General features: G+C 50.0%; 30 protein-coding genes. 3 read left to right on the top strand and 27 right to left on the bottom strand.

The window, feature by feature from the left end; genetic code table 11:
* Nucleotides 1–41: 41 nt before the first annotated feature.
* Both ACW9KT_RS04080 and ACW9KT_RS04075 read left to right on the top strand, forming a co-directional pair.
* The gene (locus tag ACW9KT_RS04080; protein ID WP_457078090.1) at nucleotides 42–986 is read left to right on the top strand and encodes a Ppx/GppA phosphatase family protein; all 945 of its coding nucleotides are present in this window, start codon (nucleotides 42–44) and stop codon (nucleotides 984–986) included.
* 18 nt (nucleotides 987–1,004) lie between these two features.
* Entirely contained in the window at nucleotides 1,005–2,066 is a 1,062-nt protein-coding gene (locus ACW9KT_RS04075) for an Ldh family oxidoreductase (RefSeq protein ID WP_457078089.1), read from the top strand.
* A 71-nt stretch (nucleotides 2,067–2,137) separates the two neighbouring features.
* Here ACW9KT_RS04075 and ACW9KT_RS04070 read toward each other — a convergent pair whose 3' ends face one another.
* Nucleotides 2,138–2,968 (bottom strand): murein L,D-transpeptidase catalytic domain family protein, encoded by an 831-nt coding sequence (locus tag ACW9KT_RS04070; protein ID WP_457078088.1) that lies wholly within the window; start codon nucleotides 2,966–2,968, stop codon nucleotides 2,138–2,140.
* A gap of 508 nt (nucleotides 2,969–3,476) precedes the next feature.
* Here ACW9KT_RS04070 and hscA point away from each other — a divergent pair.
* Entirely contained in the window at nucleotides 3,477–5,336 is a 1,860-nt protein-coding gene (gene hscA / locus ACW9KT_RS04065; RefSeq protein WP_457078087.1) for a Fe-S protein assembly chaperone HscA, read from the top strand.
* 2 nt (nucleotides 5,337–5,338) lie between these two features.
* On the opposite strand, the gene ACW9KT_RS04060 is transcribed toward hscA, so the two are convergent.
* The 26 genes from ACW9KT_RS04060 to rpsC form a co-directional block, all read right to left on the bottom strand.
* On the bottom strand, nucleotides 5,339–5,743 hold the full coding sequence (locus ACW9KT_RS04060) for a hypothetical protein (RefSeq protein ID WP_457078086.1): 405 nt from the start codon (nucleotides 5,741–5,743) through the stop codon (nucleotides 5,339–5,341).
* 71 nt (nucleotides 5,744–5,814) lie between these two features.
* Entirely contained in the window at nucleotides 5,815–6,132 is a 318-nt protein-coding gene (locus ACW9KT_RS04055; RefSeq protein ID WP_457078085.1) for an FtsB family cell division protein, read from the bottom strand.
* 90 nt (nucleotides 6,133–6,222) lie between these two features.
* Nucleotides 6,223–7,494: a phosphopyruvate hydratase gene (eno, locus tag ACW9KT_RS04050; protein WP_457078084.1), complete on the bottom strand. Its 1,272-nt coding sequence runs from the start codon at nucleotides 7,492–7,494 to the stop codon at nucleotides 6,223–6,225.
* 204 nt (nucleotides 7,495–7,698) lie between these two features.
* Complete coding sequence (gene rplQ, locus ACW9KT_RS04045; RefSeq protein WP_457078083.1) at nucleotides 7,699–8,310, bottom strand: 50S ribosomal protein L17; 612 nt, start codon at nucleotides 8,308–8,310, stop codon at nucleotides 7,699–7,701.
* Nucleotides 8,311–8,491: 181 nt separating this feature from the next.
* Nucleotides 8,492–9,481 carry a DNA-directed RNA polymerase subunit alpha gene (locus ACW9KT_RS04040; RefSeq protein ID WP_133271671.1) on the bottom strand — a complete coding sequence of 330 codons (990 nt, stop codon included), beginning with the start codon at nucleotides 9,479–9,481 and terminating at the stop codon, nucleotides 8,492–8,494.
* 53 nt (nucleotides 9,482–9,534) lie between these two features.
* On the bottom strand, nucleotides 9,535–10,140 hold the full coding sequence (rpsD, locus tag ACW9KT_RS04035; RefSeq protein WP_457078082.1) for a 30S ribosomal protein S4: 606 nt from the start codon (nucleotides 10,138–10,140) through the stop codon (nucleotides 9,535–9,537).
* 143 nt (nucleotides 10,141–10,283) lie between these two features.
* Entirely contained in the window at nucleotides 10,284–10,676 is a 393-nt protein-coding gene (gene rpsK, locus ACW9KT_RS04030) for a 30S ribosomal protein S11 (RefSeq protein ID WP_084446069.1), read from the bottom strand.
* Between the two features lie 75 nt (nucleotides 10,677–10,751).
* The gene (gene rpsM / locus ACW9KT_RS04025) at nucleotides 10,752–11,129 is read right to left on the bottom strand and encodes a 30S ribosomal protein S13 (RefSeq protein WP_084446066.1); all 378 of its coding nucleotides are present in this window, start codon (nucleotides 11,127–11,129) and stop codon (nucleotides 10,752–10,754) included.
* A 22-nt stretch (nucleotides 11,130–11,151) separates the two neighbouring features.
* Nucleotides 11,152–11,268: a 50S ribosomal protein L36 gene (gene rpmJ, locus ACW9KT_RS04020; protein WP_071890035.1), complete on the bottom strand. Its 117-nt coding sequence runs from the start codon at nucleotides 11,266–11,268 to the stop codon at nucleotides 11,152–11,154.
* A 15-nt stretch (nucleotides 11,269–11,283) separates the two neighbouring features.
* On the bottom strand, nucleotides 11,284–11,502 hold the full coding sequence (gene infA, locus ACW9KT_RS04015; protein WP_086592757.1) for a translation initiation factor IF-1: 219 nt from the start codon (nucleotides 11,500–11,502) through the stop codon (nucleotides 11,284–11,286).
* Nucleotides 11,503–11,506: 4 nt separating this feature from the next.
* Nucleotides 11,507–12,277 carry a type I methionyl aminopeptidase gene (map, locus tag ACW9KT_RS04010; RefSeq protein WP_457078081.1) on the bottom strand — a complete coding sequence of 257 codons (771 nt, stop codon included), beginning with the start codon at nucleotides 12,275–12,277 and terminating at the stop codon, nucleotides 11,507–11,509.
* Between the two features lie 3 nt (nucleotides 12,278–12,280).
* Nucleotides 12,281–13,597: a preprotein translocase subunit SecY gene (gene secY, locus ACW9KT_RS04005; RefSeq protein ID WP_187309877.1), complete on the bottom strand. Its 1,317-nt coding sequence runs from the start codon at nucleotides 13,595–13,597 to the stop codon at nucleotides 12,281–12,283.
* A gap of 13 nt (nucleotides 13,598–13,610) precedes the next feature.
* The gene (gene rplO, locus ACW9KT_RS04000; RefSeq protein WP_457078080.1) at nucleotides 13,611–14,057 is read right to left on the bottom strand and encodes a 50S ribosomal protein L15; all 447 of its coding nucleotides are present in this window, start codon (nucleotides 14,055–14,057) and stop codon (nucleotides 13,611–13,613) included.
* A 13-nt stretch (nucleotides 14,058–14,070) separates the two neighbouring features.
* Nucleotides 14,071–14,250, bottom strand: a complete 180-nt coding sequence (gene rpmD / locus ACW9KT_RS03995; RefSeq protein ID WP_133271667.1) for a 50S ribosomal protein L30 — start codon at nucleotides 14,248–14,250, stop codon at nucleotides 14,071–14,073.
* A 5-nt stretch (nucleotides 14,251–14,255) separates the two neighbouring features.
* Nucleotides 14,256–14,852 (bottom strand): 30S ribosomal protein S5, encoded by a 597-nt coding sequence (rpsE, locus tag ACW9KT_RS03990; protein ID WP_133271666.1) that lies wholly within the window; start codon nucleotides 14,850–14,852, stop codon nucleotides 14,256–14,258.
* A 6-nt stretch (nucleotides 14,853–14,858) separates the two neighbouring features.
* Nucleotides 14,859–15,212, bottom strand: coding sequence for a 50S ribosomal protein L18 (gene rplR / locus ACW9KT_RS03985; RefSeq protein WP_457078079.1), 354 nt, complete (start codon nucleotides 15,210–15,212; stop codon nucleotides 14,859–14,861).
* A gap of 9 nt (nucleotides 15,213–15,221) precedes the next feature.
* Complete coding sequence (gene rplF / locus ACW9KT_RS03980; RefSeq protein ID WP_457078078.1) at nucleotides 15,222–15,776, bottom strand: 50S ribosomal protein L6; 555 nt, start codon at nucleotides 15,774–15,776, stop codon at nucleotides 15,222–15,224.
* An 18-nt stretch (nucleotides 15,777–15,794) separates the two neighbouring features.
* On the bottom strand, nucleotides 15,795–16,193 hold the full coding sequence (rpsH, locus tag ACW9KT_RS03975; RefSeq protein WP_457078077.1) for a 30S ribosomal protein S8: 399 nt from the start codon (nucleotides 16,191–16,193) through the stop codon (nucleotides 15,795–15,797).
* Nucleotides 16,194–16,394: 201 nt separating this feature from the next.
* Nucleotides 16,395–16,664 (bottom strand): 30S ribosomal protein S14, encoded by a 270-nt coding sequence (gene rpsN / locus ACW9KT_RS03970; protein ID WP_084446035.1) that lies wholly within the window; start codon nucleotides 16,662–16,664, stop codon nucleotides 16,395–16,397.
* Entirely contained in the window at nucleotides 16,657–17,217 is a 561-nt protein-coding gene (rplE, locus tag ACW9KT_RS03965) for a 50S ribosomal protein L5 (RefSeq protein WP_133271662.1), read from the bottom strand. Before rplE ends, rpsN begins: the two co-directional genes overlap by 8 nt.
* Nucleotides 17,218–17,232: 15 nt before the next feature.
* On the bottom strand, nucleotides 17,233–17,535 hold the full coding sequence (gene rplX, locus ACW9KT_RS03960; RefSeq protein WP_084446029.1) for a 50S ribosomal protein L24: 303 nt from the start codon (nucleotides 17,533–17,535) through the stop codon (nucleotides 17,233–17,235).
* 12 nt (nucleotides 17,536–17,547) lie between these two features.
* Nucleotides 17,548–17,916 (bottom strand): 50S ribosomal protein L14, encoded by a 369-nt coding sequence (rplN, locus tag ACW9KT_RS03955; RefSeq protein WP_073107059.1) that lies wholly within the window; start codon nucleotides 17,914–17,916, stop codon nucleotides 17,548–17,550.
* Between the two features lies 1 nt (nucleotide 17,917).
* Nucleotides 17,918–18,208: a 30S ribosomal protein S17 gene (gene rpsQ, locus ACW9KT_RS03950; protein ID WP_457078076.1), complete on the bottom strand. Its 291-nt coding sequence runs from the start codon at nucleotides 18,206–18,208 to the stop codon at nucleotides 17,918–17,920.
* Nucleotides 18,209–18,210: 2 nt separating this feature from the next.
* Nucleotides 18,211–18,423: a 50S ribosomal protein L29 gene (gene rpmC, locus ACW9KT_RS03945; protein WP_457078075.1), complete on the bottom strand. Its 213-nt coding sequence runs from the start codon at nucleotides 18,421–18,423 to the stop codon at nucleotides 18,211–18,213.
* A 4-nt stretch (nucleotides 18,424–18,427) separates the two neighbouring features.
* On the bottom strand, nucleotides 18,428–18,850 hold the full coding sequence (rplP, locus tag ACW9KT_RS03940) for a 50S ribosomal protein L16 (protein ID WP_084446017.1): 423 nt from the start codon (nucleotides 18,848–18,850) through the stop codon (nucleotides 18,428–18,430).
* Between the two features lie 38 nt (nucleotides 18,851–18,888).
* Nucleotides 18,889–19,776 (bottom strand): 30S ribosomal protein S3, encoded by an 888-nt coding sequence (rpsC, locus tag ACW9KT_RS03935; protein WP_457078074.1) that lies wholly within the window; start codon nucleotides 19,774–19,776, stop codon nucleotides 18,889–18,891.

The following is a 19,776-nucleotide window of genomic DNA, read 5'->3' as shown; positions in this document are numbered from 1 at the left end:
CCTACCTGAAAATTAAGCTTCTACTCTTTTAGCCCATGACAATGACCAAACCTGCGCGCCTGGCCCTTATTGACATGGGCACCAACACCTTTCACCTGCTGATTGTAGAAATGCCCCCCACGGGCTCCACCGCCGGGCCCACTACCCTTTTGCGCACTAAAGTAGGCGTAAAGCTGGGCGAAGGCGGCATCAGCAACGGCGAAATTGCGCCTGAGGCATTTGCGCGGGCGTTGCACACCCTGGCCGCTTTTCAGGAGGAAATAGAGCTGCACCAAGTGACCGATGTACGCGCCACCGCTACCAGCGCCGTGCGGAGTGCCCGCAATGGCAACGAGCTAGTTGAGGCTATTTTCGAGCAGACCGGTATCAAAGTCGACGTGATTCCCGGCGACCGAGAGGCGGAGCTTATTTGCCAGGGGATTCGGCAGGCTGTGGCGCTGGGTCAGGAGCCGCATTTGCTCATGGATATTGGTGGGGGCAGCGTGGAGTTTATTATTGCCGATGAAGCTTCTATTTTTTGGAAGCAAAGCTTTGAGATTGGAGCCCAGCGGCTGCTTGATCTATTTTTCCAACACGACCCACTCACTACCGATGATGTGCGCGCTGAGCAAGCGTATCTGGCTACTCAGCTCGCGCCGCTCACTGCCGCCGTGCAGGAGTTTCAGCCCGTAGGTTTAGTAGGCGCATCTGGCACCTTTGATACGCTAGGTGATTTGCAGGCTGCTCAACAGGGCGACCTTCGCACCGAAATACCGCCCGTCACCGAAATTGCCCCCCAAAGCTTTTACCAGAGCTACGAACTGCTGCTGGCCAGTACCCACGAGCAACGCCTGTCCATGCCCGGCATGACACCCCTGCGCGCCGATATGATTGTAGTAGCCTGCGTGCTTATCGATTTTGTGCTGAAAACCTACGGCTTCACTAGCATTCGGGCTTCAGCCTACGCGCTGAAAGAGGGTCTGTTAGCCGAAATTCTGACACATTAATTTGGCTGGCCTATTCTTATGATTTTCTCCTATAGCCATCTCTTTACGTTCACCGAATCCGTTTTTCGCAGCATCGGCTGCCCTGAAGACGACGCAACGACCGCGACGGAAGCGCTATTGGCGGCCGATTTGCGCGGTATCGACTCGCACGGCGTGGCACGGCTTATTGGCTACGTGCGCTTGTGGGAAGCGGGCCGCATCAACCCGAAGCCGCGGGTAGGCGTGGTGTACGAGACGCCCAGCACGGCCGTCGTGGATGGAGATGGTGGCCTGGGCCTGGTTGTAGCGCCTAAAGCCATGCAAGTGGCGCTGGAAAAAGCTAAGCTGGCCGGTACTGGCTGGGTGTCGGTGAAGAACTCCAACCATTTCGGCATTGCTGGCTACCACGCCATGAAGGCCCTGGCCCACGACATGATTGGCATTGCCATGACCAACGCCAGCCCCTTAGTAGCACCTACTCACTCCCTGGATCGGTTGCTGGGCACTAATCCTATTGCTGTAGCCATCCCCGCCGGTGAGCAGCCCGATTTTGTAGCTGACTTTGCCACTACCACCGCCGCCAACGGTAAGCTTGAGATCTTGCAGCGCAAGCAGCAGCCCGCTCCCGCCGGGTGGATTCAGGATGCACAGGGTAACAGCTCCACCAATGCCAACGAGTTGAAGGATGGTGGCGCCCTACTGCCGCTGGGGGGCGAAACTGGCTCGCATAAAGGCTACTGCTTGGGTAGTATAGTCGATATCTTCTCGGCCGTGTTGTCGGGGGCCAATTATGGTCCGTGGGTGCCGCCCTTCGTAGCTTTCCTCCAGCCGCCCGCCGATCCGGTGGGCCAAGGCATTGGTCACTTCTTCGGCGCCATGCGGGTCGATGCTTTCCGGCCTGCTGCCGAGTTTAAAGCGCACATGGACAACTGGATTACTACGTTTCGCCAAGCCCGTGCCGTTGAGGGCCAGCAAGTGCTGATTCCCGGCGACCCGGAACGTCTCATATCGGCCGAACGCCTATTGGGGGGCATTCCTTTGCTTGAAACCGTAGTGCGCGATTTGGAAACGGTGGGGCAAAAGTTTGGCGTGTCGCTCTAATTCACCCAACAGCTTAAACACGAAAAAGCCCCCCAGAGATTTCTGGGGGGCTTTCATTATCGAAAGAATAGTTAAATCATCTGATTCGCTTCAACAAGAGAAGCTACTGCTACATCCTGATCCAGGTACTTCGATGAGTACTCCGTGTCAGGACCATTCAAGAACAAGCAGGTTTTGCCGCCTACTTCATCAATAATCTCAGCATATTGATCCATAGGTAAGGCTGGGCAGCCGAGGCTACGGCCCAAACGGCCATTTTGGCGCACAAACTCTTCGCTTACATAGTCTGCACCGTGCATTACCACTGAACGGTCTAAGGCATTATCATTATAGCCTTCGTCTACGCCTTCTAGCTTCAACGAGCGGCCATGTTTGCCAATATATTCATCCTGAGTGACGTAGAAGCCCAGGCTACTCATATTTGACTCATTCTTATTGGAAAAACTCTTGGTCAGGTTCTCACCCGAGTTACGACCATGAGCAACAAGCGTATTAAACTTTACCTGCTTCTTTTCCAGATCGATCACCCACAAGCGCTTCTCGGTTGATGGCTTCTCAAAGTCAACAACCGTCAGAAGTTGCTTGTCGCCGAGCTTATTTTCGGTGCGCAGATTCAGGTAGCCAGTCATGGCTTTCTCAAACACCTCGTAGCGTAAGCCCTGCTGCTCCACATTTAGGTCACGATACAAATCGTGCATGCGCTGGTTAAAGAAAGCGGATTCCATCTCTTTCTCCGTCGGCATCTTCACCTCTACTCCCTTCGCACTAGCCATTGTCGACTTAATGGGAGAAGCTAATGGAGTAGCCAGAAACAGCGAAGCCAAAAAAGGTAGAGCACGACGGGCTACCCGACGAGCACGGCGCTTCAAACGCTTACGCTGTACTACACTTGCCTTTTCCATCTTCTTAGTATTTAAAGAGTGATTACCTAAGCTAAGGAGAGCTTATTTTCTTCACACAAAGGTCTTTATACGCAGACCTAAGTGAAACGATATATTTTAATCAAAAGCTTTAGAGATTAGGCTAACATTAAAAGTGCCTTTTAGATTCCTTATGCATTTGCACTTGTGCAAATGCATACTGTTTACAGGATCGGCTTGGTTCTCACTTCCACAGTAATCACTGCTGTTATTGCGGCTGTATTTGCTCGCTTATGAGTTCTAGAATAACAAGCCTTAAATCCGGTGCTAGCTTACTCGCCTAGAAAGCGCAGGCTATAAAACAACTCTGATTCATATTGAAGAGCGTATTAATCTTGCTTCAGATTCATTACCTATTTCGAGTCTGAGGCGTACACAAACGCTGCCCACTTTTCTTCTCTACTTTTGTTGCTCCAATACGGCCCTGGTTCTTATCCTCTACCACTCCGTTTTGCTCATCCGCCGCTTCGGCGCGCCGTCCTCCGCATACATGGCTAAAGTCGCAATCAACCTCTCTACGGGGAGTATTCAACAGGAAGAAATCATTGTCGGTATTGACCTAGGCACTACTAATAGTCTGGTCGCCTACATCCATCCCGAAGGCCGTCAGCCAGTAGCCATCAATGATCAAGGCCGCGGCACTATCGTACCCAGCGTCGTGCACTTCCCCACCGACGGCAATGACCCCATCGTCGGCACCGACGCCAAGCAATACTTGCTCACCGATCCGCAGAACACGATTTACTCTGTAAAGCGCCTGCTCGGTAAGTCGTACCGCGACTTGGGTGAGCACGCTGGCCAGCTCGGCTACAAGATTATCGATGATAATAGCGAAGGCTTGGTCAAAATCAGGGTTGGGGGGCAATTCTATTCCCCCATCGAGCTTTCGGCCGAGATTTTAAAAGAGTTGCGCGCCCGTGCTGAGCACGCCCTCAAAACGCCCGTTAATAAGGCCGTCATCACGGTGCCCGCTTACTTCAACGATTCACAGCGTCAAGCCACCCGCGACGCCGGCCGTTTGGCGGGCTTAGAAGTGCTGCGCATTGTAAACGAGCCCACCGCAGCCGCGCTGGCTTATGGCATTGGCCTCTCGCCCGATGAAGAGAAGACCGTAGCCGTGTACGACCTCGGCGGCGGCACCTTCGATATCAGCATTCTGCGCATTCAGCAGGGAATATTCGAAGTAATCAGCACCAACGGCGACACCTTTCTAGGCGGCGACGACATGGACCGCTCCATCTACGAGTACTGGGCCACCGAATATCAGCTATCCACGGTGCTGTTCCAGAACGTGGAAGCACAACAACAGCTGCGTCTGCTGGCCGAACAAGCCAAGCGCCACCTCAGCGACAACGATGATTTCAGCAGTGACTTTGGCGGTACTGTACTGCCTCTAACCAAAGCCAAGTTCAATGAGCTAGTACAGCCCCTAGTGGATCGCACCCTAGCTGCCTGTCGCCAAGCCATGACAGACGCCAAACTCACGCCCCAAGATCTGGATGCCGTGTTGCTGGTAGGCGGCTCCACCCGCGTGCCGTTAGTTTATGATTCCGTATCGGCCTTTTTTCAGCAGCCCGCCAACAGCTCATTAAACCCCGATGAAGTCGTAGCGCTCGGCGCTGCCATTCAGGCCGATATTCTGGGCGGCAACCGCCGTGATGTACTCCTGCTCGACGTAACGCCGCTCACGCTCGGCATCGAAACGCTGGGCGGCCTCATGGACCCAATTATCCCTCGAAATTCCAAGATACCGACCAAAGCCGGTCGCCAGTACACTACCAGCGTTGATGGCCAGGTAAACCTCAAAATATCCGTCTACCAAGGCGAGCGGGATTTGGTAAAAGAGAACCGCAAGCTGGCCGAGTTCGACTTGCGCGGCATTCCCGCCATGCCTGCTGGCTTACCCAAAGTGGATGTCAACTTTATTCTCAATGCCGACGGTATTCTAAAGGTAGAAGCCCGAGAGCTACGCTCAAATACTCACCAAGCCGTCGAAATAAAGCCCCAGTACGGCCTCACCGACGAGCAAGTAGAGCAAATGCTAATGGACTCGCTCACCCACGCCCGCGAGGATGTATCGGCGCGTATGGTCATCGAGGCCCGTACCGTTGCTGAGCAGATGATTTATCAGGTAGAGCGCTTCGTAGATAAAAACTCTCAGTACTTGACCGAAGACGAAATCACCCAAACGGCAGCCTCGGTTGAGAACTTAAAAGATGCCCTTACTACTCAAGATAAGGACACCATTCTCAAGGCCGTTGATGAGCTAGAAGGTCTGACCAGCCCCTTTGCCGAGCGAGTAATGAACATCTCCATCAAACAAGCTATGACGGGTAAGAAGATCGAGTAGAATTACTTTTTCTGTTTGCCCTGCGGCGCCGGAATCATCCCAAAGCTCAGGATGCGTGTAGCCGTCGTGTCTCGAAACGTCACATCGAGCATCACGCGGGGCCGGGTTTGTAATGTGTCGCTTTTGAACGTGAAGGCATAGAAGTAGCGCTGTGTTGCTTCTTCGCCTAAACGTAGGCCCAGCTTGTATAACTCTATTGGTTGACCGAAGTCTCGGCCTTGCTGATACAAGGGTCGCACGGCCTCTTTGAACTGCTTTTTAGACACCGTTTTGCTTATTTCGGGTGCCAGCAATTTGTAGGCAGCGGCATTGTCGCCGCGCAGCACAGCCAGCAGAAACTGACGCGATACTTGTATCTGGGAAGGCTGGGCAGCTACCGGAAAGCTAAGCAGGAACAAGAGCGCCAAGCATAGCAATTTGCCCCCCAGCGGCCATGAGCTGATTCGTTTAAGGCAGCTATGGCTGCGTTGAAGCTTCATTAATCCTGCTCTTCTTGAGGCACCAGAATGAACACATCCTCTCCAGGACGCTTCATAATGTACCGCTCACGGGCAAATTTCTCCAGCAGTTCGGGGCTGCTTAGCAGCTCAGCACGCTCCTTCTTCACAGTCTCGATATTGGTCAGGTAGTACTCGCGTTCGGTTTGCAGCTCTCGCCACTTCTCGTACATGTCGTATTGTTTGAACAAGTCATTCGCATCAAACACGCACATCCAGACCACAAAGCTAGCTCCGGTGAGGAAGTAGAAGCTGCGCACCACGCGCGACACGGCAGTAAAGAAAGTAGACCAACCCATAGGCTCAAATATACTAAAAACGGCACCGCAGCCTACTAAGCCACGGTGCCGTTCTAACGTATTCAGCCAAAAATCAGCTGACTTCAAGTGCTACATCTTGCGCCCAGGATAGTAAGCAATTTCGCCCAACTCCTCCTCAATACGCAGCAGTTGATTGTATTTAGCCATCCGGTCGGAGCGCGAAGCCGAGCCCGTCTTGATTTGGCCCGTGTTCAACGCCACCGCTAAATCAGCAATCGTGTTATCCTCCGTCTCCCCCGATCGGTGCGACATCACGCTCTTATAGCCATTACGACGACCCAAGTTGATAGCATCGATAGTCTCGGTGAGCGTACCAATCTGATTTACCTTAATGAGAATAGCGTTAGCGATGTTCTCATCGATGCCACGCTGCAGACGGTCCACATTGGTTACAAACAAGTCATCACCTACGAGCTGAATTTTGCCCCCCAGGTTTTCCGTGTGCTGCTTCCAGCCGGCCCAGTCGTCCTCATCCATGCCATCCTCGATGCTTAGGATAGGGTACTTATTGACCCAGTCAGCCCAGTAGCTCACCATCTCAGAGGATGTTAGCTTATCGCCAGTGCTCTTCTTGAAATGGTAGACTCCGTTCTCGTAAAACTCTGAGGCGGCAGCGTCCATGGCAATCATGACGTCCTCGCCTGGACGGTAGCCAGCTGTTTCGATGGCCTGCAACACCACCTTGATAGCGTCCTCGTTGGACTTAATATTCGGGGCAAAACCGCCTTCGTCGCCTACGTTGGTGCTTAGGCCCTGCTTCTTCAACACGTTTTTCAGATGATGAAATATCTCAGTGCCCCAGCGCAAGCCTTCCGAGAATGACTCGGCTCCAACGGGCATAATCATGAACTCCTGGAAGTCTATGGAGTTGTCAGCGTGTGAGCCGCCGTTCAGGATGTTCATCATTGGCACAGGCAGCGTAGAAGCTCCGACGCCACCCACGTAACGATACAGTGGCATGCCTGCCTCTTGTGCCGCCGCCCGAGCAATAGCCAAGGAGACGCCCAAAATAGCGTTAGCTCCAAGGTTAGCCTTGTTCGGGGTACCATCCAGCTCCAACATGATCCGGTCGAGCAAGCTTTGCTCATACACTGAGAAGCCAATCAACTCCTCCGCTATCGTGCTATTAACGTTTTCTACGGCTTTCAGCACGCCCTTACCCATATACATCGACTTGTCATCGTCGCGTAGCTCCACGGCTTCGTGTTTACCGGTTGAAGCTCCCGATGGCACGGCGGCACGGCCTACTACTCCGTTGTCGGTCGTCACGTCTACTTCAACAGTTGGATTGCCGCGCGAATCAAAAATCTGCCGGGCGTGAATGGCGGAGATAGTGCTCATGATGAAAGAATGAAGGTTGAAAATGAAGCGAAAAGCTGCTTTGATAAAAGGTAGTGTATGCCAAAAGGCGTAAGCAAGGTAAGGAATTAGCTTTAGAGGAAAGCGACCTAGTAACCATGAAGCAGATTTTGCCCCCCGCAATTTCTTAAACAAAAAAGGGGCATGCCGTCTGGCACGCCCCTTTTTTGTTTGAATAACTTAGGACTACGAAGCAGCTTCTTCGTCCTTAGCCTTTGTCTCATCACGAGTTTCGTCTTCCTGAACGGTCGTCGTAGGCGTGTCTTCGGGAGAAGCAGTAGCTACTACCGGAGCAGCTGTTGTTGCAGCGGCTGTAGGCTCAGCTACAACTTCAGCTGATGAACCACCTTCACCAGCCGTAGCTGACTTCTTGCGGCCACGTGAGCGACGGGTAGTCGCCTTAGCTTCACCAGCATTCTTAGCTTCTAGCAACGTCTCGTTGTAGTCAACCAACTCGATGATGCACAACTCAGCATTATCACCCAAACGATTTTCGCTGAGCTTAATGATGCGAGTGTAGCCACCGGGACGGTTTGCAATTTTGGCTGCTACATCGCCAAACAGCTCCTTTATTGATTCTTTGTCTTGCAGAGTCGAGAAAACTGTACGACGGGCGTGAGTCGTATCGCTCTTTGCTTTAGTCAGCAAAGGCTCGATAAACTTACGCAGAGCTTTAGCTTTGGCTACGGTCGTTGATACACGCTTATGCATGATCAGCGAAGAAGCCATGTTAGACAGCATAGAGTTGCGATGCGCAGTTGTGCGGCCTAAGTGGTTAATGGTTTTACCGTGTCTCATTGTGTTATTGTGCGAATGCGGGGTGTATGTACTTGCGTAGGGCAACCACGGCGGGCAGCATGCTCTTAGCAGCCACCTCATTAGAACCGCCCAACCTCGGGTACACTGAAATAAAATTAAAACCAATGGCTGAACTGCCCAGGCATTAAGCCATCAGCAGTCCAGCCATCATCCTGAAATACTAGTCTTCGTCTAGCTTATACTTGCTCAGGTCCATACCGAAGTTCAGACCTTTCTCTTCTACTAGATTCTCTAATTCAGTCAACGACTTCTTACCGAAGTTGCGGAACTTCATCATGTCGCTCATGTCCAACTGTACCAAGTCACCAAGCGTTTTGATGTCGGCAGCCTTGAGGCAGTTGTAAGCACGCACCGACAAGTCCATATCCGCCAATGGCGTCTTCAGAACCTTGCGCATGTGCAGTGTCTCTTCATCTACAGTCTCCTCTTCTTCGGCCTTAGCCGTTTCGAAGGTCATTGTATTATCAGAGAACAGCATGAAATGCTGAATCAGAATGTTAGCAGCACCTTTCAATGCTTCTTCGGGGTGGATAGAACCGTCCGTCTGAATTTCTATGAGAAGCTTCTCATAGTCAGTCTTTTGTTCTACACGGGTGTTCTCAATGCTGTACTTCACATTCTTAATAGGTGTGAAGATCGCATCAATAGCAATTTGCCCGAATACCTGATCGGTAGGCTTATTCTCTTCGGCGGGTACGTAGCCCCGGCCTTTCTGCACAGCTAGTTCAAACTCCAACTCAGTATTGGCATCTACATGGCAGATAACCAAATCCGGATTCAGCACTTGAAACCCGTTGGTAAACTTATTGATATCGCCGGCCGTGAATGTCTCCTGGCCCTTGATGCGAACGGTGATTTTGTCCTCAATAGCGTCGCTTACCTTCTTGAAGCGGACCATTTTCAGGTTAAGAATGATTTCGGACATGTCCTCAATCACACCTTCAATAGTCATGAACTCGTGCAGCACGCTGGGCGTGCGAACCGATGTAACGGCATAGCCCTCCAGCGACGACAGCAGGATGCGGCGCAAAGCGTTGCCGATCGTGACGCCGTAGCCTTTCTCCAGCGGCTTGAATTCAAACGTTCCGTAAAAGTCATCGGATTTCTCCATCACAACTTTCTCCGGCATTTGAAAAGCTAAGATTGACATAAGTGGGGCTTTAAAAATACAACAAGGGAAAAACGAAGAATGCCAAAAGGCAATTACTTCGAGTAAAGCTCGACGATCAACTGCTCCTGGATTTTCTCCGGGATCAACTCACGTGAGGGGGCATTGGTGAACTTGCCCACCATTTCCTTGCCGTCCCACTCTAACCACGAGAAAGCACGGGCATTGCGAGCGCTTAAGCTAGTGGTGATTGTTTCCAGCGACTTTGACTTCTCACGAACGCCAATGATGTCGCCAGCACGCAGTTTGTAAGAAGCAATGTTAACCACTTCGCCGTTAACAGTGATATGCTTATGCAATACCAACTGGCGAGCAGCACGACGAGTAGGAGCTACTCCTAAGCGGTACACAGTGTTATCCAGACGCGACTCGAGAAGAGCCAACAGGTTGTCACCAGTAATGCCGGGAAGTGCAGCAGCTTTGTGGAACAGGTTTTCGAATTGCTTCTCTAGTACACCGTACATGTACTTTACCTTTTGCTTCTCCATCAACTGGATAGCGTATTCCGACTGCTTCTTGCGGCGACCACGACCGTGCTGGCCGGGTGGGTAATTCTTTTTGTTGAGTGCCTTGCTCGGGCCGAAAATCGGCTCAGCGAAGCGACGGGCAATCTTGGTTTTAGGACCGGTATAACGTGCCATTTCGAGGATGTTGAGTTTTGCAGGGGTTGAACCACGAATGTCGAGCCTCGCAGACGCGTTGCAACAGGTGCATACGCATCGGAAACCCGACACCAGGGGGCAAATTCGCAGACGAATAGCCTACGCTTTGCCTGTTCAGTATATCAGACGCGACGACGCTTAGGCGGACGGCAGCCGTTGTGGGGCAGCGGTGTTACGTCGCGGATGGTAGTTACCTCAATGCCCACATTCTGGAGGGTACGGATAGCCGACTCACGACCTGAGCCTGGTCCTTTCACAAATACTTCGGCTTTGCGCATGCCCAAATCATGGGCTACTTTGCCGCAATCCGTAGCTGCCATCTGAGCAGCGTATGGAGTATTCTTCTTCGAGCCACGGAAGCCCATCTTACCAGCAGAAGCCCAGGAAATAACCTGACCATTATTGTTGGTGATGGAGATGATGATGTTGTTGAAGGAAGCCTTGATATGAATCTGGCCTACTTGCTCAACAACGACAACGCGCTTCTTGGCTTTGTCTTTTCTCTTTTGTGCCATTTAGTTATCGCAAAAAATGCGGAAGGTGTTGATGCCCACTCAGTATGCTAAGCAAGCACCGATTTCCGCTACTGGTTATTTAGTAGCCTTCTTCTTGTTGGCAACAGTCTTACGCTTACCCTTACGAGTACGTGAGTTGTTCTTGGTACGCTGGCCACGAACTGGAAGTCCCTTACGGTGACGCAATCCACGGTAGCTGCCAATGTCCATCAGGCGCTTGATGTTGAGCTGCACTTCCGAGCGTAGAACACCCTCAGTCTTGTGCTGGGCGGCGATGATAGCACGGATTTCGCTGGCTTCAGCCTCCGTCCAGTCTTTAACCTTCTTGTCAACAGAGATACCAGCTTGGCCAAGAATCTTCTGAGCTAAAGAACGGCCAATGCCGAAAATGTACGTGAGGGCGATTTCGCCGCGCTTGTTGTCCGGGATATCAACCCCTGCAATACGAGCCATATGCTTTTATAAAACGAATGGTTTAACCCTGACGCTGCTTATAGCGAGGGTTCTTTTTGTTAATGACGTAAAGTTTGCCTTTGCGGCGAATTACCTTACAGTCAACGCTGCGCTTTTTGACCGATGCTTTGACTTTCATGTCTTCGTCAGTGAATTATTTGTAACGGTAAACAATGCGTCCCTTTGACAAGTCATAGGGCGACATTTCCAGCTTCACCTTATCTCCAGGCAGAATTTTGATGTAGTGCATACGCATCTTTCCAGAAATGTGAGCCACTAACTGGTGGCCGTTTTCCAACTCTACACGAAACATCGCATTAGAGAGTGCTTCTAGAATTACTCCGTCCTGCTCAATGGAGGATTGTTTGGCCATAAGGCTACTGTAAGGCTTTTTCTATGTACTCGAAGGAGGTTAAAATTTCCGCCTTGTCTTTTCTAACAACTACTGTATGCTCAAAATGTGCCGAGGGCTTCTTGTCTTTAGTGCGGATGGTCCAACCATCTTTCTCTTGGACGATATGCTTGACACCTAAATTGACCATTGGCTCAATTGCAATCACCAACCCCGTCTGCAACTTAAGCCCTGAACCACGTTTACCGTAATTAGGGACTTCAGGTCGCTCGTGGAGCTTCTTGCCTAAACCATGACCAACCAACTCTCTTACTACTCCATAACCTTGTTTCTCCACAAAGCTTTGAATAGCGTACCCGACATCACCCATTCGGTTACCAGTTACTGCTTGTTCAATACCCAAGTATAAAGACTGCTTAGTATGAGCTAATAAGTCTAGTACTTCAGGCGCTACCTCCCCAATTGGATAGGTATAAGCACTGTCGCTGTGATAACCATTGAGGAAGACACCACAGTCTATTGAAACAATATCACCCCCTTTTAAAGTGTAATCACTAGGAAACCCGTGTACTACAACCGAGTTAGGGGAAATACAAAGGCTAAATGGAAAGTCATTATAGCCTTTAAATGAAGGTTGCCCTCCATTGTCTCGGATGAACTCCTCCGCACGCTTATCCAGCTCGCGGGTAGTAACTCCCTCTCTAATAAGGCTCGCGACTTCTCCGTGGGCCTGGGCTAAAACTTTCGCACTAGCCCGTATGAGTTCTATTTCTTCTTCAGTCTTGTAAACGATCATGACTTAAGAAGCCATCGCTACATTTTGCGATCTACCTCTCAGCTTTCCTGTCTTCATCATACCGTCATAATGACGCATAAGTAGGTAGCTTTCCACTTGGTTGAGCGTGTCAAGTACCACGCCTACCATAATAATTAGTGAAGTGCCACCGTAGAAAGCAGAGAAAGGGCGAGTTACGCCAGCCAACAAAGCTAAAGCAGGAAAGATTGCAATAAGAGCAAGAGCAATTGCACCAGGTAAAGTGATGCGAGTCAAAATCTCATCCATATGCTCGGACGTATCGCGACCAGGCTTCACTCCAGGAACAAAGCCACCACTGCGCTTCAAGTCATCAGCAATCTGGTTAGGATTAACGCTGATAGCAGTATAGAAATAAGTAAAGACAATAATCAGGGTAGCAAACACAAGGTTATATTGCCATGATGTATAGTCAGAAAACTTAACTCCTATATAGCTTGCAGTATCGCTATCATTTTGCCAAATGGAAGCAACAATGGCAGGAACAAACATTAATGATTGAGCAAAGATGATTGGCATTACACCCGCCGCATTGACCTTTAAAGGAATGAACTGACGTTGGGCATTAAGCTGTGTGGTACCACCTACCTGCTTGGCATATTGTACTGGAATGCGGCGCACTGCTTGAGTTAGCACAATCACAGCCATTACAACTAAGAAGAGTACGACCATCTCGATCAGGAAAATTAGTGAACCACGCATGCCTTTAGCTGCTGCTTCACCAATAATAGCTCCTGGGAATCGGGAAACTATACCGATCATAATGATCATTGAGATACCATTACCGATACCCTTGTCAGTAATCTTCTCACCAAGCCACATGCAGAATAATGTTCCAGCCGTGATAATAATCATGGTGGAGATTGTAAAGAATGTGCCAGGCGAAATGATAGCCTCTGGAGTTATAGTAGCGATAAAGCCAATCGACTGAGCCATCACAATCGGGATAGTCAGGATACGAGTGTATTGATTGATCTTTTTGCGACCTGACTCCCCTTCTTTTTGTAGCTTTTGGAAGTATGGAACTGCTATTGTTAGCAGTTGCAATACAATGGAAGCCGAGATGTAAGGCATGATGCCTAATGCGAAGATGGAGGCATTACTGAATGCTCCACCCAACAAGGTATCAAGGATTCCGAAGAGACCTTCAGCTCCCTGCTTTAGTCTGGTAGCATCTACCCCAGGCAGCACTACGAATGAACCTAGCCGGTAGATAGCAATGAAAAAAAGCGTATTGAGAATCCGCATACGCAGATCCTCAATCGCAAAAATATTCTTTATCGTTTCGATAAACTTCTTCATTGCCAATCAGGCTTTATAAAGTCACTGCTTTGCCACCTGCTTTTTCAATCGCTTCAACAGCAGATTTAGAGAAAGCATGAGCATGCACTTCTACAGCTTGGGTAATTTCACCGCGGCCTAGAATCTTGATTTTTGCATTCTTAGAAACAAGGCCATTGGTTACGAAGTAAGCAACATCCATAGTGGCTGTGCTATCCTTCTCCGTTAGGCTCTGGAGAGCGTCAAGGTTAATACCCTTGTACTCTACGCGGTTAATGTTCGTGAAACCGAACTTCGGTACACGACGCTGCAGAGGCATTTGACCACCCTCGAAGCCTGACTTCTTAGAGTAGCCCGAACGTGATTTCTGCCCTTTGTGACCACGAGTAGATGTACCACCGCGGCCCGAACCCGTACCGCGTCCGATGCGCTTTTCATTGCGTGTTGCGCCGACGGCAGGTTTTAGATTGCTGAGATTCATGTTGAGTTACTTCTTAGAGTTCGGTTACTTCGATCAAATGCTGCACAGCGGCCACCATACCAGCAATCTGGGGGGTGTTTTCTTTCTCCGAGGTGCTACCGATTTTACCCAGACCCAAGGCCTGAACTGTACGCTTCTGACGCTCAGGGCGGTCAATCACGCTTTTTACCAATTTTATTTTGATCTGCGCCATCTCGTCTAGCCGTTAAAAACTTGTTGGAGAGTGATGCCGCGCTGCTGCGCGATTTGCATAGGGTCGCGCATCTTCAAAAGAGCATCGAAGGTAGCCTTCACCACGTTGTGCGGGTTAGACGAGCCTTTTGATTTAGCTAGTACATCTTTGATACCAGCACTTTCAAATACGGCACGCATAGCACCACCAGCAATAACGCCAGTACCAGCTGCTGCCGGCTGTACCAAAACGAAGCCACCCGAGTACTTTCCTTCCATAACGTGAGGAACAGTATGCTTATAAAGAGGCACTTTTACTAAGTTCTTCTTAGCATCATCAATACCCTTTGCAATTGCATCAGTTACTTCGTTAGCCTTACCTAGGCCGAAACCTACAGTACCGTTGCCGTCACCGACTACTACAATTGCCGAGAAACTGAAGCGACGACCTCCTTTCACCACTTTGGCTACTCGGTTGATAGCTACTACTTTTTCTTTTAGATCCGTGTCGCCAGCGCGAGGAGTTTGATCCCGGTTACCGCCACGGTCATTACCACCACCGCGACGATCGTTCCCGCCACGGTCATTGCCACCACCACGGTTGCTGTTGTTAAATTCTGCCATGATGATTTAGAAATTGAGGCCGCCTTCGCGGGCTCCTTCTGCCAATGATTTAACGCGGCCATGATAGAGATAACCTGAACGGTCAAACACTACCTTAGTGATACCCTTTTCCTGAGCGCGGGAGGCAATTTCTTTACCTACTGCGGCAGCAGAAGCTACGGGAGTAGCATCATCAGCCGTTGTTACGTGCTTATATGATACAGATACCAACGTTTGGCCAATGGTGTCGTCAATAATTTGGGCATATATACCCTTATTGCTGCGAAACACCGACAAACGCGGCCGATCGGACGTGCCAGCCACCCGCGTACGGATGATGCGCTGGATCCGCTTTCTTCTTGATGCTTTATCAAAAGCCATAATGCGAAATTATTTCGAAGCTGTTTTACCAGCCTTGCGACGAATCTGCTCACCAACGAAACGTACACCTTTGCCTTTATAAGGCTCAACTTTGCGTAACGAACGAATTTTTGCAGCTACTTGACCCAACAATTGCTTATCGATGCTAGTCAATGTAACAATAGGGTTTTTACCTTTCTCAGTAAGAGCGGTAGCGGTTACTTCCTTAGGCAAAGCCAAGAAAATATTGTGCGAGTAACCTAATGAAAGTTCCAGCGTAGTACCAGCCATTGCAGCCTTGTAACCTACACCTACTAATTCCAAACGCTCAGTGTAACCGTCGCTTACACCAACAACCATGTTGTTTATAAGCGAACGATACAAACCGTGCATTGCCTTATGGCGCTTCTGCTCGGTTGGACGCTCTACTACCAATTGACCATCGGCAGTAGAAACGGTGATGTCGCGGTCTACGGGAGTAGTCAGAGATCCTTTAGGACCCTTAACAGTAACTTCGTTTTCCTTGCTGATATCAATCTGCACATTTGTGGGCAGGCTGATCGGCAGTTTACCAATGCGTGACATATTTCTGTTTCCTCTCGCTTAGTAAACGTAGCACAGCACCTCGCCGCCCACGTTTTCGTTTTTGGCTTCTTTCTCCGTCATTACGCCTTTCGACGTAGATAGGATAGCAACTCCGAGGCCGCTCAATACACGTGGCAGATTCTCCACATGTGCATACTTGCGCAAACCAGGAGAGCTTACACGCTCCAGCTTCGTAATAGCTGGCTGCTTAGTAGCAGGGTTGTACTTAAGTGCAATTTTGATAGTGCCTTGAACCGACGAATCATCAAAGCGGTAGCTCTGAATGTAGCCCTTATGGTAGAGCACTTTCGTGATTTCCTTCTTGATGTTGCTAGCCGGTATTTCTACTACCCGGTGGTTTGCCTTTATAGCATTACGCACCCGGGTCAAATAATCGGCAATTGGATCTGTATTCATTTGATGTAGAAAAGTACACTCCTTTTTAGGGAGCGCAAAGATAAGAAAATTTCGCAGCTGCAGAAAGCAACAACGAAATTTTCAGTTAAGACTACTTGGCTCGGCTTTCAGGGCACGGCCAATGGTTTCTTGGGTTACCCGTAATTGGAGTAAAGAACAGCCAGTATACCGGTATTAGAAGGTATACTGGCTGTTATCAAACTACCAGCTAGATTTAGTAACTCCGGGGATCTTACCAGCTAGTGCCATCTCACGGAATGTAACACGGCTAATGCCGAACTTACGCATGTAACCACGAGGACGACCATTGATCTTGTCGCGGTTGTGAACACGTACTGGCGAAGCATTGCGTGGCAACTTATCCAGACCTTCGTAATCACCAGCAGCTTTAAGTGCCTTACGCTTCTCAGCATAACGAGCAACTGTAGCGATACGCTTTCTTTCTCTTGCTTTAACGGATTCCTTAGCCATTGTTTTCTTTCTTGGCGTTAGTGAAGGGCATTCCGAAAGCCTTAAGCAGCTCATAGCTCTGCTCGTCGTTCTCGGCTGTTGTAACGAAGGTTATATCCATTCCAGAAATCGACTTAATCTTATCGATGGAGATTTCTGGAAAGATAATCTGCTCCTTGATACCGAGGGTATAATTACCCCGGCCATCGAAACCCTTATCGTTAATGCCTTTGAAGTCACGTACACGAGGTAAAGCAACCGTTAACAGACGGTCCATGAACTCGTACATACGCTCGCCACGTAAGGTAACTTTAGCACCGATCGGCATGCCTTCACGAAGCTTAAAGTTAGATACCGAACGCTTGGCAATAGTAGGAACTGCTTTCTGACCAGTGATAGTCGTTAGTTCGTCCACACCATTATCAACTAGTTTCTTGTCAGCTACTGCTGCACCGATACCACGGTTGATACAGATTTTAGTGATGCGTGGCACCTGCATTACGCTCTTAAACTGGAATTTCTCCTGGAGCGCAGGCACCACGTCTTTCTGATATATTTCTCTGAGTCGAGCCATTGTCGTAAAGCCGGGTTAGGCGTTTTGCTGGGGGGCATTTTTGCGTACCCGCTCACCCGTCTTAGGGTCAATGGGCTGCACGTTGCTCACATGAATAGGAGCTTCGATCTTAGTGATACCACCCTGTGGGTTTTTAGCGCTTGGCTTATTATGCTTTGTCACTAGGTTCAACCCCTCGATGATAACGCGCTGTGAAGTACGGTTCACCGATTTGATAGTACCAGTCTTGCCACGCTCATCACCAGCGATAACCTTAACGGTATCGCCAGTTTTTACGTGCAATTTCACGGGCTTTTGGTCTTTTGCTTTCGTTGCCATTTGCTACTATGCTTATAGAACCTCTGGGGCCAGTGATACAATCTTCATAAACTGACGCTCACGCAACTCGCGAGCCACAGGTCCGAAGATGCGGGTACCGCGGGGCTCATCGTTGTTGTTGAGTAGTACCGCAGCGTTGTCGTCGAAACGAATGTAAGAACCGTCTTTGCGACGTACTTCTTTCTTCGTGCGAACAACCACTGCCTTTGATACAGTGCCTTTCTTGGCGTTGCCAGAAGGAATAGCCGACTTGATCGAAACAACGATCTTATCGCCTACGCTAGCATATTTTTTACCGGTGCCGCCGAGGACACGGATGCAGAGCACTTCTTTTGCGCCGCTATTATCAGCGACGGTCAGACGGGATTCTTGTTGTATCATCTTACTTGGCGCGCTCTACGATTTCTACTAATCTCCAACGCTTGTTTTTGCTTAGCGGCCGCGTGGACATAATCCGCACGGTATCGCCTTCGCCACACTCGTTGTTTTCATCATGAGCCATGAACTTGGTAGTCTTGCTCACGAATTTGCCATAGATGGGGTGCTTCTGCTTTTCCTCTACCACCACGGTGATAGATTTGTCCATCTTGGAGCTAGAGACACGCCCCGTAATCTCTTTGCGCAGGTTCCGCTCAACGGTAGCGGGGGTCTGCTGGTCTGTATTGGTTGCCATCGTTATTTAGCAGTGTTATTTGCCTGCTCGTTCTCGCGACGGGTCAACTCAGTCTTCAGACGAGCTACGTTCTTACGGCTATGCTTCAGGCGAATCGGGTTCTCTAGGGGAGAGATAGCGTGCGCAAAACGCAGCGACTGACCACTAGTTTGTTCGGTTTTGATCTGGTTCTTCAGCTCTTCTACTGAGAGAGCACGGATATCAGCGTTTTTCATCTTACTAGTTTTCTACGTAGTCGCGACGAACAACAAACTTGGTCTTCACGGGCAACTTTTGCGCCGCTAGACGCAGTGACTCCTGGGCTACCTCGAGCGGAACACCGTCCGATTCGAACATGATAGTGCCAGGGTGTACAATGGCTACCCAATACTCAGGCGAGCCTTTACCTTTACCCATCCGCACTTCAGCAGGCTTCTTTGTAATAGGCTTGTCAGGGAAAATGCGGATCCAAACTTGACCTTCACGCTTCATGGCACGGGTCATAGCGATACGGGCAGCCTCAATTTGGCGAGCCGTAATCCACGCAGTTTCCAGCGACTTGATAGCAAATGAACCGAAGTCAATGGAGCTGCCGCGGTAGGCTAAGCCTGTTACGCGACCCTTTTGCATCTTGCGATACTTGGTCCTTTTCGGTTGTAACATGATTATCGAAAATTATAAATTCGAAAAATTAGAAAGGGTTAGCGACGAGGAGCGCCACCGCCACCGCGGTTTTGCCCCCCAGCCCCACCAGCACCGCTGTTGCGACGTGGGCCACCACCTTGACCACCGCGGTTATCACCACCACGGTCGCCACGGCCTTCACCGCCACGGTCATTGCGGTCGCGGCGTGGGCCACGATCACCACCACGGTCGCCACGCTCACCGCGTGGGCCACGGTCGTTACCGCCACGGCTATCAGTACCTTGGTTAGCAGGTTGCTGGTTAGGTGACAAGTCAGGCTTGCCAAACACCTCACCACGCATGATCCACACTTTGATACCGATCTTGCCATACACGGTCTGAGCTTCTGACAAAGCATAATCAATGTCAGCGCGCAAGGTGTGCAGTGGAGTACGACCTTCCTTGTACTGCTCCGAGCGAGCAATTTCAGCGCCGCCAAGACGACCACCGCACTGCACTTTGATGCCTTCAGCACCAACACGCATAGCAGCCTGAATAGCTTGCTTCATTGCACGGCGGAACGAGATACGAGCCTGTAGTTGCTGAGCAATGCTCTCACCTACCAGCTTTGCATCAAGTTCTGGACGCTTGATTTCGAAGATATTGATCTGAACGTCTTTGCTGGTGATCTGCTTCAGTTCGTCTTTGATCTTATCAACTTCCTGACCGCCCTTACCAATTACCACACCCGGACGAGCCGTGTTAATAGTAATGGTGATACGCTTCAGGGTACGCTCGATTACGATGCGGGAAATACCACCTTTCGGAATACGAGCAAGGATATATTTGCGGATTTTCTCGTCCTCTACTAGTTTATCAGCGAAGTCCTTACCGCCGTACCAGTTCGAGTCCCATCCTTTGATGACACCTAAGCGGAAGCCAACCGGATTTACTTTCTGTCCCAT

This window comes from Hymenobacter sp. HD11105 (genome assembly GCF_054051685.1).
The sequence above is the reverse complement of the archived record's forward strand: the minus strand, read 5'-3'. Positions and strand labels throughout refer to the sequence as shown.

What these genes read in the sequence shown, in the direction of transcription:
- rpsH (WP_457078077.1), bottom strand. Translation starts at nt 16,193, where the DNA reads ATGAATACAGATCCAATTGCCGATTATTTGACCCGGGTGCGTAATGCT.
- ACW9KT_RS04080 (WP_457078090.1), top strand. Translation starts at nt 42, where the DNA reads ATGACCAAACCTGCGCGCCTGGCCCTTATTGACATGGGCACCAACACC.
- rplE (WP_133271662.1), bottom strand. Translation starts at nt 17,217, where the DNA reads ATGGCTCGACTCAGAGAAATATATCAGAAAGACGTGGTGCCTGCGCTC.
- rplN (WP_073107059.1), bottom strand. Translation starts at nt 17,916, where the DNA reads ATGATACAACAAGAATCCCGTCTGACCGTCGCTGATAATAGCGGCGCA.
- rplP (WP_084446017.1), bottom strand. Translation starts at nt 18,850, where the DNA reads ATGTTACAACCGAAAAGGACCAAGTATCGCAAGATGCAAAAGGGTCGC.
- ACW9KT_RS04055 (WP_457078085.1), bottom strand. Translation starts at nt 6,132, where the DNA reads ATGGGTTGGTCTACTTTCTTTACTGCCGTGTCGCGCGTGGTGCGCAGC.
- rpsN (WP_084446035.1), bottom strand. Translation starts at nt 16,664, where the DNA reads ATGGCTAAGGAATCCGTTAAAGCAAGAGAAAGAAAGCGTATCGCTACA.
- ACW9KT_RS04070 (WP_457078088.1), bottom strand. Translation starts at nt 2,968, where the DNA reads ATGGAAAAGGCAAGTGTAGTACAGCGTAAGCGTTTGAAGCGCCGTGCT.
- rpsD (WP_457078082.1), bottom strand. Translation starts at nt 10,140, where the DNA reads ATGGCACGTTATACCGGTCCTAAAACCAAGATTGCCCGTCGCTTCGCT.
- eno (WP_457078084.1), bottom strand. Translation starts at nt 7,494, where the DNA reads ATGAGCACTATCTCCGCCATTCACGCCCGGCAGATTTTTGATTCGCGC.
- rplF (WP_457078078.1), bottom strand. Translation starts at nt 15,776, where the DNA reads ATGTCACGCATTGGTAAACTGCCGATCAGCCTGCCCACAAATGTGCAG.
- rpmC (WP_457078075.1), bottom strand. Translation starts at nt 18,423, where the DNA reads ATGAAAAACGCTGATATCCGTGCTCTCTCAGTAGAAGAGCTGAAGAAC.
- rpmD (WP_133271667.1), bottom strand. Translation starts at nt 14,250, where the DNA reads ATGGCGCAGATCAAAATAAAATTGGTAAAAAGCGTGATTGACCGCCCT.
- rplO (WP_457078080.1), bottom strand. Translation starts at nt 14,057, where the DNA reads ATGAATCTCAGCAATCTAAAACCTGCCGTCGGCGCAACACGCAATGAA.
- rpsM (WP_084446066.1), bottom strand. Translation starts at nt 11,129, where the DNA reads ATGGCTCGTATTGCAGGGGTTGATATCCCGGACAACAAGCGCGGCGAA.
- secY (WP_187309877.1), bottom strand. Translation starts at nt 13,597, where the DNA reads ATGAAGAAGTTTATCGAAACGATAAAGAATATTTTTGCGATTGAGGAT.
- rplQ (WP_457078083.1), bottom strand. Translation starts at nt 8,310, where the DNA reads ATGAGACACGGTAAAACCATTAACCACTTAGGCCGCACAACTGCGCAT.
- ACW9KT_RS04040 (WP_133271671.1), bottom strand. Translation starts at nt 9,481, where the DNA reads ATGTCAATCTTAGCTTTTCAAATGCCGGAGAAAGTTGTGATGGAGAAA.
- map (WP_457078081.1), bottom strand. Translation starts at nt 12,277, where the DNA reads ATGATCGTTTACAAGACTGAAGAAGAAATAGAACTCATACGGGCTAGT.
- rpsK (WP_084446069.1), bottom strand. Translation starts at nt 10,676, where the DNA reads ATGGCACAAAAGAGAAAAGACAAAGCCAAGAAGCGCGTTGTCGTTGTT.
- rpsQ (WP_457078076.1), bottom strand. Translation starts at nt 18,208, where the DNA reads ATGGCAACCAATACAGACCAGCAGACCCCCGCTACCGTTGAGCGGAAC.
- rpsC (WP_457078074.1), bottom strand. Translation starts at nt 19,776, where the DNA reads ATGGGACAGAAAGTAAATCCGGTTGGCTTCCGCTTAGGTGTCATCAAA.
- infA (WP_086592757.1), bottom strand. Translation starts at nt 11,502, where the DNA reads ATGGCCAAACAATCCTCCATTGAGCAGGACGGAGTAATTCTAGAAGCA.
- rpmJ (WP_071890035.1), bottom strand. Translation starts at nt 11,268, where the DNA reads ATGAAAGTCAAAGCATCGGTCAAAAAGCGCAGCGTTGACTGTAAGGTA.
- hscA (WP_457078087.1), top strand. Translation starts at nt 3,477, where the DNA reads ATGGCTAAAGTCGCAATCAACCTCTCTACGGGGAGTATTCAACAGGAA.
- rplR (WP_457078079.1), bottom strand. Translation starts at nt 15,212, where the DNA reads ATGGCTTTTGATAAAGCATCAAGAAGAAAGCGGATCCAGCGCATCATC.
- rpsE (WP_133271666.1), bottom strand. Translation starts at nt 14,852, where the DNA reads ATGGCAGAATTTAACAACAGCAACCGTGGTGGTGGCAATGACCGTGGC.
- rplX (WP_084446029.1), bottom strand. Translation starts at nt 17,535, where the DNA reads ATGGCAACGAAAGCAAAAGACCAAAAGCCCGTGAAATTGCACGTAAAA.
- ACW9KT_RS04075 (WP_457078089.1), top strand. Translation starts at nt 1,005, where the DNA reads ATGATTTTCTCCTATAGCCATCTCTTTACGTTCACCGAATCCGTTTTT.